The organism is Pseudomonas sp. 2957 (genome assembly GCF_031456345.1).
Taxonomy (GTDB): Bacteria; Pseudomonadota; Gammaproteobacteria; order Pseudomonadales; family Pseudomonadaceae; genus Aquipseudomonas; species Aquipseudomonas siliginis.
The window spans coordinates 928757-941220 of record NZ_JAVDUL010000001.1; the positions used below are offsets into that span (position 1 = coordinate 928757).

At 61.8% G+C, this 12464-nt stretch carries 11 protein-coding genes and 1 other RNA gene; 9 read left to right on the plus strand and 3 right to left on the minus strand.

Features of this window, described 5'->3' with window-relative positions; translation table 11 throughout:
- Window positions 1–55 precede the first annotated feature (55 nt).
- The 4 genes from J2Y39_RS04255 to J2Y39_RS04270 all read left to right on the plus strand — a co-directional run bounded on the left by J2Y39_RS04255 (window position 56) and on the right by J2Y39_RS04270 (window position 4171).
- Entirely contained in the window at window positions 56–1219 is a 1164-nt protein-coding gene (locus tag J2Y39_RS04255) for a putative zinc-binding metallopeptidase (protein ID WP_252877773.1), read from the plus strand.
- Window positions 1220–1365: 146 nt separating this feature from the next.
- Window positions 1366–1462: signal recognition particle sRNA small type (gene ffs / locus J2Y39_RS04260), an RNA gene on the plus strand.
- Between the two features lie 204 nt (window positions 1463–1666).
- The gene (locus J2Y39_RS04265) at window positions 1667–2167 is read left to right on the plus strand and encodes a hypothetical protein (protein ID WP_252883465.1); all 501 of its coding nucleotides are present in this window, start codon (window positions 1667–1669) and stop codon (window positions 2165–2167) included.
- A 36-nt stretch (window positions 2168–2203) separates the two neighbouring features.
- Complete coding sequence (locus tag J2Y39_RS04270; RefSeq protein ID WP_310215300.1) at window positions 2204–4171, plus strand: hypothetical protein; 1968 nt, start codon at window positions 2204–2206, stop codon at window positions 4169–4171.
- Between the two features lie 20 nt (window positions 4172–4191).
- Here J2Y39_RS04270 and J2Y39_RS04275 read toward each other — a convergent pair whose 3' ends face one another.
- Window positions 4192–4941 (minus strand): transporter substrate-binding domain-containing protein, encoded by a 750-nt coding sequence (locus tag J2Y39_RS04275; protein ID WP_310215302.1) that lies wholly within the window; start codon window positions 4939–4941, stop codon window positions 4192–4194.
- 145 nt (window positions 4942–5086) lie between these two features.
- Between J2Y39_RS04275 and dnaX the strand changes: the two genes are divergently transcribed.
- The 5 genes from dnaX to J2Y39_RS04300 all read left to right on the plus strand — a co-directional run bounded on the left by dnaX (window position 5087) and on the right by J2Y39_RS04300 (window position 10884).
- A complete protein-coding gene (gene dnaX, locus J2Y39_RS04280; RefSeq protein ID WP_252887618.1) occupies window positions 5087–7159 on the plus strand; it encodes a DNA polymerase III subunit gamma/tau in 2073 nt (690 codons plus the stop codon).
- 66 nt (window positions 7160–7225) lie between these two features.
- Window positions 7226–7564, plus strand: coding sequence for a YbaB/EbfC family nucleoid-associated protein (locus tag J2Y39_RS04285; protein WP_003223337.1), 339 nt, complete (start codon window positions 7226–7228; stop codon window positions 7562–7564).
- A gap of 260 nt (window positions 7565–7824) precedes the next feature.
- Window positions 7825–8859: an NADP-dependent oxidoreductase gene (locus tag J2Y39_RS04290; RefSeq protein WP_310215306.1), complete on the plus strand. Its 1035-nt coding sequence runs from the start codon at window positions 7825–7827 to the stop codon at window positions 8857–8859.
- A gap of 66 nt (window positions 8860–8925) precedes the next feature.
- The gene (recR, locus tag J2Y39_RS04295) at window positions 8926–9528 is read left to right on the plus strand and encodes a recombination mediator RecR (RefSeq protein WP_016773861.1); all 603 of its coding nucleotides are present in this window, start codon (window positions 8926–8928) and stop codon (window positions 9526–9528) included.
- A gap of 207 nt (window positions 9529–9735) precedes the next feature.
- Entirely contained in the window at window positions 9736–10884 is a 1149-nt protein-coding gene (locus tag J2Y39_RS04300) for an acyl-CoA dehydrogenase family protein (protein WP_150741394.1), read from the plus strand.
- A gap of 110 nt (window positions 10885–10994) precedes the next feature.
- Here J2Y39_RS04300 and J2Y39_RS04305 read toward each other — a convergent pair whose 3' ends face one another.
- Both J2Y39_RS04305 and fnr read right to left on the minus strand, forming a co-directional pair.
- Window positions 10995–11543: an adenine phosphoribosyltransferase gene (locus J2Y39_RS04305; RefSeq protein WP_024012326.1), complete on the minus strand. Its 549-nt coding sequence runs from the start codon at window positions 11541–11543 to the stop codon at window positions 10995–10997.
- Window positions 11544–11618: 75 nt separating this feature from the next.
- The gene (gene fnr, locus J2Y39_RS04310; RefSeq protein WP_016773865.1) at window positions 11619–12353 is read right to left on the minus strand and encodes a fumarate/nitrate reduction transcriptional regulator Fnr; all 735 of its coding nucleotides are present in this window, start codon (window positions 12351–12353) and stop codon (window positions 11619–11621) included.
- Window positions 12354–12464 lie beyond the last annotated feature (111 nt).

Here is a 12464-nt window from a genome sequence, read left to right on the forward strand (position 1 = left end):
AACGATGTTGTCTTCAGAATGATCTAGTCTTGGCCAGTCCCAGGGAGAGATCGCCATGCACCGTTTTTTCGAGCAGCTCAGTTCCCGCATCATCGCGCCGTTCGTGGCCGGATCCTCGCGCAACAGCAAAGTCTGGCCGTGCCGTTGCGGCCAGTCGCTGTTCTTTCGCAACAGTCAGTGCCTGGCCTGTAACGCCTTGCTTGGCTATCAACCTGAACAAAGTCGCCTGACCTCGCTGCAGCCGGGGCCGGAAGAGGGCACCTGGACGCTCGACGCCGATCCCGACGCCGGTCTGTTCCGCCGCTGCGCCAACCTCGACATGCCCGCCGCGTGCAACTGGCTGCTGCCGGCCAACGATCACGACACCTTGTGCATCGCTTGCAGCCTTAACCGCACCATCCCTGATCTCTCCGTCGCGGAAAATCCCGAACGCTGGCGCAAGGTCGAAATCGCCAAGCGTCGACTGGTCGCGCAACTGATCACCCTCGGCTTGCCGGTCATCCCGAAAACCGTCGACGAAGAAACCGGATTGGCTTTCGACTTCATCGGTGTCGACCTGGAAGGCAACGCGCCGATGACCGGCCATGCCAACGGCCTAATCACCCTCGACATCAAAGAGGCCGACGACGCTCACCGTGAGCAGGTCAGGGCGGCGATGCACGAACCTTACCGCACGCTGCTCGGGCATTTTCGCCATGAGGTCGGCCACTACTACTGGGATCGCCTCATCGCCAACGGCCCTTGGCTGGAGGCGTTCCGTAACCTGTTCGGCGACGAGCGCGCCAGTTACGCCGAGGCGCTGGACCGGCACTACCAGCAAGGCGCACCGCTGGACTGGCCGCAGCACTACGTCAGTGCCTACGCGACCATGCACCCGTGGGAAGACTGGGCGGAAACCTGGGCGCACTACCTGCACATGATGGACGCCGTGGATACCGCGCTTGGCTTCGGCATGAGCGCGCGGGAAATGGACTTCGACTATCAGCCGTTTCCGACCAGCACCCTGTACGACCCGGAGCACCCCGGCGGTGGCGCTTTCCTGTCATTCGTCAATGCGTGGATCGAGCTGGCGGGCATGCTCAACGAACTGTCGCGCAGCATGGGCCAGCCGGATTTCTATCCGTTCGTACTGCCGGCAGCGGCGATCGCCAAGCTGCACTTCATTCATCTGGTGATCCAGGATGCGGGCGGTCGCGCAGACGAAGTCCTGGCCCTGTAGAAGCTGCCGCAGGCTGCGATCTTTTGGCGTCACCGCATGTCCTTGAACCTGTTGGTATTTTTTATCTGCAACCAACGGTTGTAACTTCATCTCAGACAGGTACAATGGCGCGGCTCGCCGACAGGCAAGCGTCGTTATGGTGACCCCATCGGTCCCCCCGCAACGATTACCCGTGAACCTGGTCAGATCCGGAAGGAAGCAGCCACAGCGGGAACATTGTGTGCCGGGGTGTGGCTGGTGGGGGCACCACCTTAACGAACCAGCCAAGGCTTCAGACAGAACTGCATGGGTTTCGCCCACTGCGGTTTTTTTATGCCTGCGATTTGGCTAGTGGCGTTGATCCGCCAGCAAAAATGCTCGGATCAGCCGGGCAGCTTCCAGTGCCCTTGCGGCTGTCGACAGCGAACAGTGGCATACTCCCCCGCTTGGCAACGAGAGGTAAGGCAAGTGGGTGAAATTGACGATCTGACTCGTGAAAAACTGCGCGAATGGCAGTTACGTCGTCTGGAAGTCAAAACGCAGATGCAGGATCAGCCCGAGCGCACGCTGGAACTGTCGCGAGTGCTCGACCTGATGGATGAAGAACACGCTGCGATTCTGGCGGCATCTGCTGTTTTCAACGCGGCAGAAGAGCCTGAACAGTCGGTCCCGGTGGAGGCACAATCGGCGATCGTCGAGCACGCATCAGACTCGCTGACCGCAAAGTACGACCTGCAGCTGCAAGCCACCGCGCAAAACCCTGAACACCTGCGCAAACTGCTGGAAATGGCGCTCTACGAAGTGCAGGCGCAGATCGATGCGGCGGCGGTGGCCAGCGGCACTGAACGACGCGGCATGTCCGGCACGCTCGGCGGTTACTCCTTCGAGCTGCGCATCAGCCCCGAGGCCGGCAGTGAAGGAAACTTGCCGCAGTCCCATGAAATGCCCGACGAGAATGACCAGGACTGATCTGGTGTTGTATTAAGGCCCAGGCGGCGAGGTTGTATGCACCCGGAACATTTTGATTTGGCCACCCCGGTATTTCTGCCCATCACCCATGATGTGTGTACGGCGCTGTTGCAGCCCGAGGGTGACGCGACACTCGCCAACCTGAGCGACCCGGAACTGGCGGCGGTGCTGGTCATCCAGAACCTTGCCCAGGCCACGGAAAAGGACCTGAGCGCCAGCGCAGCGGAGAAAATTCTCGCCAGACTCATTGACTGGTCTGTCACCTCCCGGCGCTCCGGATCGGCGGGACTGCTTGCAGAGGCGCGGCGTCTGTTCGATTCGCGCAAATTGTATTTCGGCCTCAATGCGCTCAAAGGCCTGAACCTGCGCTTTCTCATGGCCGATGAAGTCACAGCGCAGGAATACCTGTTGCCCGGCGGGCAGTGGGATGTGGACTACAAGATCCGCCATCAGCAACAGAACAACCCGTTTCGCCAGCAAATGGTCACGCCACGCGAGCGTGAACACTGGTTAAGTGCGGCGCAGGACAAACTGCTGCGAACCTTCCGTGCCAACCTCGACGAAGACCTGCACGTGCAGGGTTATGCCGGCATCGGCAAGAGCTACATGCTCAGCGCACTGATCGAATGCCTGCGCTCGAAACGCACCCTGGTGCTGGCGCGCACCCCGGCGAAACTGGCGACGTTGCGCAAGCACATCGTGCAAGTGCACGACACGGAAATTGGCCAGACCTTCTACGATTTTGCCCAGGCCCAGTTGCTCGGCCCCCGATCGCACATGGCCAGGACGCCAGCGCGGATCCCGAGCAGGCAGGCGCTGGCGCAGGAACTGAATATCTTCGGCTTTCGCCACCACGATGGGCAGGGCACTCTGGAGGTTTGTCTGCGCGTGCTGGAGCTGTATTGCGCCTCAAGAGATCACACGCTATCCGCCAGGCACCTGCCGCATTTTCAGCAGCCCTTGAGCGGTGCAGACTCACAGGCGCTGCTGGAATATTCCAGTCGCCTGTGGGTGTATCTGGAAGCCAATCCGGCCTGGGCCAGCCAGAGCGGTTTTCCGACGTTGCTCATGATCAAACGCGCCAGTCTCGCCGGTTGCCGCGTCCCGCCGCGCTACACCCATGTGATCATCGACGAAAGCCAGGATGTGCCGGCGTCGTTGCTGCAAATCATCGAGCGCGGGCAGCAGGTGCTGATCACCCTCGGCGATGAGTATCAGCAGGCCACGGGCGAGGCGCCCAAGCGCAAGCGTGAAGTTCGCCAGAGTGATATCTGCTATTCGGTGCGCTCGGGGCGCAATGTCGAGCGCCTGGTCAATCCGCTGATCTCGCGCCACACGCACAAGAGCAAAGTGCCGTTCGAAGGTGCTCGTCACGCCGACGTCGATATCGAGTACTACCCGCAAGCCTTCGTGCCGCCCGAAGGTTGCGTGGTGCTGACCGCGTCACCCTGGGACACGATGATGTGGGCCATCCATCTGCACGACTCCAGTTGCGCCTTCAGTTTTCCCGACCGGGAAGCGCAGGACGACATCAAGCATTTCATGACCACCGCCATCGAGCTGTTCCGCCGCGATTTCTACAACGCCGGGTCCAGCGAGAAAGGACCGCACCCGTATTTCAGCGACATGGCTGATTGGCAGCAGGTGCGCGCCGCCAACCAGTTCGATGAAGCTTTCTTGTGGATCGAGGCGCAGTTGCAAAACGGCTTCATGATTGCCGACCTGACTCGCCTGAGCCAAAAGATCATCGAGCCAGGCAAAGCCTGTCTGTTGATGATGGCCGAGCGGGCTGGCGGCATGGAGTTCAAGCGCGTGCTGTTGACCCGGACGTTGCTCAGCAACGAGAAATTCAAGGATGCCTACGAGTTCGATCAGCGCATCTGTGCCGTGTACATCGCCGTGTCCCGTGCCCGGCAGCAGCTTTATCTGCCTTACGACGTGGTCGAGTGGATCGATTATCACCACAGCCGCGAGCCGAAATTCCGCGAGTCGCACGGTTATTGACCAGGCCAACCCTGTGGGAGCTAGGGTGTGGTTGAAGAGGCGCCGGTGTACAACCGGATAATGTCGTCGATCTCGCCGGACATTTTCATTCGCAGCAGCGTGCGCAGGATCCGCTGCACCGGCACGTTCGGGTCGTTCCTCACATAGCAGCCGATATTCTGTTCCTGCAGCACCGCGACCCCCTGCAACTGCTGCTCCGGCAGCAGGCGTTGATTGATCCAGTCCAGTGTCCACTGATTGCTCACCGCATAGCGGTATCGCCCGGCCAGCAGCTTTTCCAGTACCTGTTCCTGATTGCGCGCGTCTTCGCGTTGCAACTGGTCGGCGTCGAACAGCGGTTGCAGGGTAGGGTAGCTGTAACCGAGGACGGTGCCGATGGCCTGGCGCGGCAGCCGGGCGGGATCGATCTGCGCCGGTTGCTCCTTGCGGCTGACCAGCAGGTCGCGCTGAAACCACAACGGCACGCTCCAGATGTAATCGCCGGACTGATTCGGCAACCACGACTGTGCGGCATAGCAGCGCACGTCGATGTCGCCGTGCTCCATGGCGCTCTGTACCCGCGCGCGCGGCAGGACGACGAATTGCGCTGGCGCGCCGACCTGGGTCGCCAGGCTGAGCAGGGCGTCGTGCAGGATGCCCTGGGTCGGTCTGCCGCTTTGCAGTTGCATCATCGGCATCGCCCAACTGTCCGGCACGGCGAAGCGCAACGGCGCTTGCGCTGCCATCGCGTTGAGGCTGATACCCAGCAATGCCGCCACGGCCCACCGCATAGACGCTCCGGTAATTCCCCATCCCGAGCTGATAAAAGCCTCTGCTGATGCAGCTTAGCCATATTAGACGAGGACACCGGATGCAATTTTGCCCTTGCTCCGCTAGCATTAGCCGCTTCTGCTTCCTTCGCTGCGACGGTTTTCGATGAGTTATCAGGTTCTTGCACGTAAATGGCGTCCACGCTCGTTCCGCGAAATGGTCGGCCAGACCCATGTGCTCAAGGCTCTGATCAATGCCTTGGACAGCCAACGGCTGCACCACGCCTACCTGTTCACCGGGACGCGCGGGGTCGGCAAGACCACCATCGCGCGGATCATTGCCAAGTGCCTGAACTGCGAGACAGGTATCACTTCCAGCCCCTGCGGCGAGTGCTCGGTGTGCCGCGAGATCGATGAGGGGCGTTTTGTCGACCTGATCGAGATCGACGCCGCCAGCCGCACCAAGGTCGAAGACACCCGCGAACTGCTCGATAACGTGCAGTACGCGCCAAGCCGTGGGCGCTTCAAGGTCTACCTGATCGACGAAGTGCACATGCTTTCCAGCCATTCCTTCAATGCGCTGTTGAAAACCCTCGAAGAGCCGCCGCCCTACGTCAAGTTCATCCTGGCGACCACCGATCCGCAGAAACTTCCGGCAACGATTCTTTCGCGCTGCCTGCAGTTCTCCCTGAAGAACATGACGCCCGAGCGTGTGGTCGAGCATTTGACCCACGTCCTGACCGCAGAAAACGTACCTTTCGAAGACGACGCACTGTGGCTGCTCGGCCGCGCTGCTGACGGCTCGATGCGCGACGCCATGAGCCTGACCGATCAGGCCATCGCGTTCGGTGAAGGCAAGGTCCTCGCGACCGACGTGCGCGCGATGCTCGGCACGCTGGATCACGGTCAGGTCTATGACGTGCTGCATGCGCTGATCGAAGGCGATGCCAAGGCGCTGCTCGAAGCCGTGCGGCATCTGGCCGAGCAAGGCCCGGACTGGAACGGCGTGCTCTCGGAAATTCTCAACGTGCTGCACCGCGTGGCCATCGCTCAGGCGTTGCCGGAAGGCGTCGACAATGGCCACGGCGACCGTGATCGCGTATTGGCCCTGGCCCAGGCACTGCCGGCCGAAGACGTGCAATTCTATTACCAGATGGGCCTGATCGGTCGCCGCGACTTGCCGCTGGCGCCGGACCCGCGTGGCGGTTTCGAGATGGTCTTGCTGCGCATGCTCGCGTTCCGACCGGCGGATACGGCAGACGCGCCGAGGCAACCGCTAAAGCCAGTGGGGATCAGCCAGGCCACAGTTGATTCCGCAAACTCAGTGGCTGCCGCGCCGAAGCCTGCGCCGGTGGTCGCTGCGGCTGCGGCTGCTGCGCCAGCACCCGCGCCCGCTGCCGAGCCAGAACCGGTTGTGCCGGTTGTCGAAGCGCAACCGGAGCCTGAGCCAGTCGCCGTCGAAACCGTGGTCGATCTGCCATGGAACGACCCGGTGGAAGCCGAGGCCGAGCCGGCACCAGTACAGCAACCCGCCGTCGAACCGGTGCTGGAAACCGCTGGCGAGCAGCCCGAGCTGCCGCCGATGCCGCTGCCGACCCCGGACAGCGTGGTGCCGGATGCGCCGGAGTGGGCCGCTGCGCCAATTCCCGAGCCGTCCGTCGCCGAGGTCGATGCCGCTACGCCGGGCATGGACATGGACGACGAACCACCGCTGGATGAAGACTACATCGAGCCGGACATGGATTCGGCCTACAGCTACCTCGACGAACTGGCCAGCGAACACGCCGCCGATCCGGAGCCTGAGCCCGAGCCGGAACCTGCCGCCGCGCCGGCCACCGGCCTGGCCCTGCAATGGCTGGAGCTGTTCCCGAAGCTGCCGATTTCCGGCATGACCGGCAGCATCGCCGCCAACTGCACATTGATTGCGGTCGACGGCGACCACTGGCTGATGCACCTTGATCCGGCCCACAGCGCGCTGTTCAACGCCACGCAGCAGCGTCGTCTCAACGACGCGTTGAACCAGTTCCACGGGCGCACGCTGACGCTGACCATCGAGCTGATCAAGCCCGAGCAGGAAACCCCGGCCCAGGCCGCCTCGCGCCGCCGCGCCAATCGCCAGCGCGAGGCCGAGGAATCGATCCACGGTGATCCGTTCATCCAGCAGATGGTTCAGCAGTTCGGCGCGGTGGTGCGAAGCGATACTATTGAACCTGTCGACGCCTTGGTCACCCAAGGCTAATAACTGAAGGTGCTCGGCCAAGATGGCCGGGCGCTGTTTTATCCAAGTACGTTTGAGGTGATTCCCATGATGAAAGGTGGCATGGCCGGCCTGATGAAGCAGGCGCAGCAGATGCAGGAAAAAATGGCCAAGATGCAGGAAGAACTGGCCAACGCCGAAGTCACCGGCAAGGCCGGCGGCGACATGGTCACCGTGGTGATGACCGGTCGTCACGACGTCAAGAGCGTGAGCATCGACCCAAGCCTGGTCGAAGGCCTGAGCGAAGACGACAAAGAGATGCTGGAAGCCGTGGTCGCCGCCGCCGTCAACGACGCCGTGCGCAAGATCGAAGCCAACAGCCAGGAAAAAATGGGCAGCATGACCGCCGGCATGAACCTGCCGGCGGGTATGAAGCTGCCGTTCTGATTCGCCATTGCGCGGCAGATGAGCTACACAAAATGCCAGGCATTGCGCCTGGCATTTTTGTTTCTGCCTGATGGGCATGTGCCGCAGACTGACGCTTTCGCGAGCAGGCTCGCTCCCACAGGGATTGCATTTCCAAGTGTGGGAGCGAGCCTGCTCGCGAATGAAGTCACCTCGGCACAACTGAAGAAACATCGAACACACCACCGCTACCAAGGTCTGCTCCCTATACACCGAATTCCCCATTCACAGGAGACGCTGACATGTCCGACCCTCTCACCCTCAATCAACGCTTCGTCCTCGCCTCGCGCCCGACCGGCGCGCCGACCCCGGAGAACTTCCGTCTGGAGCGCGAGGCGCTGCCGGATCTGCAGGACGGTCAAGTCCTGCTGAAAACCCTGTACCTGTCACTCGACCCGTACATGCGCGGGCGCATGAGCGACGCTCCGTCCTACGCTGCGCCAGTGCAAATCGGCGAAGTCATGACCGGTGGTGCGGTCAGCCGGGTCGAGCAGTCCAATCATCCGAAATTCCACGTAGGTGATCTGGTGGTTGGCGCCACCGGTTGGCAGAGCCACAGCATCAGCGACGGCCGCAACATCATGCCGATCCCGGCCGGCCTGCCGAGCCCGTCGATGGCCCTCGGCGTACTGGGCATGCCGGGCATGACCGCGTACATGGGCCTGATGGACATCGGCCAGCCGAAAGAGGGCGAAACCCTGGTGGTGGCTGCAGCGTCGGGCGCCGTCGGCTCGGTGGTCGGGCAAGTGGCGAAGATCAAAGGCCTGCGCGCGGTCGGTGTGGCCGGTGGGGCCGAGAAGTGCAAATACGTCGTTGAGGAGCTGGGTTTTGATGCCTGCATCGACCACAAGGCCGATGACTTTGCCGAGCAACTGGCCAAAGCCTGTCCCAACGGCATCGACATCTATTACGAGAACGTCGGCGGCCATGTCTTCGACGCGGTCTTGCCGTTGCTCAACCCCAAGGCGCGCATCCCGTTGTGCGGCCTGATCGCCGGCTACAACGCTGCCGAGGCGCCGACCGGCCCGGATCGCCTGCCGATGCTGCAACGCACTTTGCTCACCAAGCGTGTGCGGATTCAGGGCTTCATCGTCTTCGACGATTACGGTGATCGTCAGCCGGAATTCATCAGCCACATGGTGCCGTGGGTACGCGACGGCAAAGTGAAATTCCGTGAGGACGTGGTCGAAGGCCTGGAGCAGGCGCCCGAGGCGTTCATCGGTCTGCTGGAAGGGCGCAACTTCGGCAAACTGGTGGTCCGGGTCGCCCAGGACTGAGGATTTGACGCTGGCCAGAGGCGCGGGTATAAACCGCGTCTCGTTGTTTAGTCGGACTGTTTACCCATGAGCTTCAGCCCTTTGATTCGCCAACTGATCGACGCTCTGCGCACCTTGCCGGGCGTGGGTCAGAAAACCGCTCAGCGCATGGCGTTGCAGTTGCTCGAACGTGATCGCAGCGGCGGTACGCGTCTGGCCCAGGCCTTGAGCCAGGCCATGGAAGGCGTTGGCCATTGCCGCCAGTGCCGCACGCTGACCGAAGACGACCTCTGCCCGCAATGCGCCGACCCGCGCCGCGATGACACGCTGCTCTGCGTGGTCGAAGGGCCGATGGACGTTTATGCGGTGGAGCAGACCGGCTTCCGTGGCCGCTATTTCGTGCTCAAGGGGCACTTGTCGCCGCTGGATGGCCTGGGGCCGGAAGCGATCGGCATTCCGCAACTGATGGCGCGGATTGAAGAGGCGGGGACCTTTACTGAAGTCATCCTCGCCACCAACCCGACGGTGGAAGGCGAAGCGACGGCGCACTACATCGCGCAGTTGCTCAACAACAAAGGCCTGGTCGCCTCGCGGATTGCCCACGGCGTGCCGCTGGGCGGTGAGCTGGAGCTGGTCGACGGCGGCACGCTGGCGCATTCGTTTGCCGGGCGTAAACCTATCTCCCTGTAAGTCTCTATCGCCCTTTCGGGCCACATCGCTGGCAAGCCAGCTCCCACAGTGTTGGATGTGACCCACAGCATATGTGTCCACACCGAACGCTGTGGGAGCTGGCTTGCCAGCGATGGCCGCGCTGCGGTCGATCTGATTCACACAATTTCATTGATAACCAAGCAAGCGCTCGGTTAACGTCGGCGAACCCCTCCGTGGAGCTCGCCCATGCCTGCCTTTCAGGAATACTTCGACCCCAGCCACCAATTGGTCCGCGACAGCGTCAGACGTTTTGTCGAACGCGAGATCCTGCCGGACATCGATCAGTGGGAAGAAGCCGAAAGCTTTCCCCGTGAGCTGTACCTCAAGGCCGGTGCGGCGGGCATTCTCGGTATCGGCTATCCCGAGGCGCTCGGCGGCAGCCATGAAGGCGATCTGTTCGCCAAGGTCGCCGCCAGTGAAGAGTTGATGCGCTGTGGCTCAGGCGGGCTGGTGGCGGGGCTGGGTTCGCTGGATATCGGTTTGCCGCCGATCGTCAAATGGGCGCGGCCTGAAGTGCGAGAGCGGGTCGTCCCCCAAGTGCTCAGCGGTGAGAAAATCAGCGCCCTGGCGGTGACCGAGCCCGGCGGCGGTTCCGACGTCGCCAACCTGCAAACCCGCGCCGTGCGTGACGGCGACTTCTACCGGGTCAGCGGCAGCAAGACCTTTATCACCAGCGGCGTTCGCGCGGACTTCTACACTGTCGCGGTGCGTACCGGTGCGCCGGGGTTTGGCGGCATCAGTTTGTTGCTGATCGAGAAGGGCACGCCGGGGTTCAGTGTCGGTAGGCAGTTGAAGAAAATGGGCTGGTGGGCGTCGGACACGGCTGAATTGTTCTTCGACGATTGCCGCGTGCCTGTAGGAAACCTCATCGGCGCCGAGAACATGGGCTTCGCCTGCATCATGGGCAATTTTCAGAGCGAACGCCTGGCGCTGGCGCTGATGGCCAACATGACGGCGCAATTGGCGCTGGAGGAGAGCCTGAAGTGGGCGCGCGAGCGTGAGGCGTTCGGCAAACCCATCGGCAAGTTTCAGGTGATCAAACATCGCCTCGCCGAAATGGCCACGGCGCTGGAAGTGTCGCGGGAGTTCACATATCGGCAAGCAGCGAAAATGGCGGCGGGGCAGAGCGTGATCAAGGAGATTTCCATGGCGAAGAACTTCGCCACCGACACCTCGGACCGGATCACCACCGAGGCCGTGCAGATCCTTGGCGGGCTCGGTTACATGCGTGAAAGCCTGGTGGAGCGGCTGTATCGGGATAACCGCATTCTGTCGATTGGCGGCGGGACGCGGGAAGTGATGAACGAAATCATCAGCAAGCAGATGGGGCTCTAAGTCCTGCGGTGTAGCTGCCGGCCCCTTCGCGAGCAGGCTCGCTCCCACAGTTGTAATGCATTGCCCTGTGGGAGCGAGCCTGCTCGCGAAAGCGGCCTGTCAGACGCTGTTTATTTATCGGTCAAAGCAAACTGCGTCAGGCAAAACGTCGGAATGCCCATGTCCTGCAAGCGCTGCGAGCCTTGCAGCTCCGGCAGATCAATGATCGCCGCCGCTTCATGCACTCGCGCGCCCATGCGGCGAATCAGGTTGGCTGCTGCGATCAGCGTGCCGCCGGTAGCGATCAGGTCATCGAACATCACTACCGAATCGCCTTCACACAGGCTGTCGGCGTGCACTTCCAGAAACGCTTCGCCGTACTCGGTCGCATAACCTTCGGCCAGTACGTCCGCCGGCAGTTTGCCTTGCTTGCGGAACAGCACCAGCGGCTTGTTCAACTGATAGGCCAGTACCGAACCGATCAGAAAACCACGGGCATCCATGGCGCCGATGTGGGTGAAGTCGGCTTCGACGTAGCGATGGGCGAAGCTGTCCATCACCAGGCGCAGGGCCGTCGGCGACTGGAACAGCGGGGTGATGTCGCGAAAGATCACGCCCGGTTTCGGGAAGTCGATCACGGGGCGGATCAGGGATTTGATGTCGAAGGAGTCGAAGACCATCGGGGTGTCCTGGCAGGGCTGCAAACGGCGCAGTATACCCGCGGCTGAAACGATTCGCTCAACCGCGGGTCGTGATCAGCCTTCGATCGAACCGCCGGCCAGCGCGCACAGCTGAATCGGGTCGAGAATATGGATCTCCTTGCCCTCGGCGGCAATCAGCTCGTTCTGCTGGAAACGGGTGAACACCCGCGACACGGTTTCCACCGCCAGGCCCAGGTAGTTACCGATTTCATTGCGCGACATGCTCAGGCGGAACTGGTTGGCCGAGAAGCCGCGAGCGCGGAAGCGTGCCGACAGGTTGACCAGGAAAGTAGCGATGCGCTCGTCAGCGGTTTTCTTCGACAGCAGCAGCATCATTTGCTGGTCGTCACGAATCTCGCGGCTCATCACCCGCATCAACTGGCGGCGCAGTTGCGGCAATTGCAGCGCGAGTTCGTCGAGGCGCTCGAAGGGGATTTCGCAAACCGAAGTGGTTTCCAGCGCCTGGGCCGAGACCGGGTGTTTTTCGGTGTCCATGCCCGACAGGCCAACCAGTTCGCTTGGCAGGTGGAAACCGGTCAGTTGCTCTTCGCCGGCATCGCTCAGGCTGAAAGTTTTCAGCGCACCAGAGCGGACTGCATAAACGGAATCAAAGGTGTCGCCCTGGCGGAACAGGAACTCGCCCTTCTTCAGCGGGCGGCCGCGTTTAACGATTTCGTCGAGCGCATCCATGTCTTCCAGATTCAGAGAAAGTGGCAGGCAGAGCGGGGCCAGGCTGCAATCCTTGCAATGGGCCTGGTTGTGAGCGCGCAGTTTGACTGGCTCGGACATTTCTTCAATCCTTGTGGGAAAACACACATAAGCCGTAAGGGTAACCCACGGGAGGACATTCAGGCCAGCACGTGGCGGCGTTGTCCTACAGACATAAAGCCGCAGCACCGG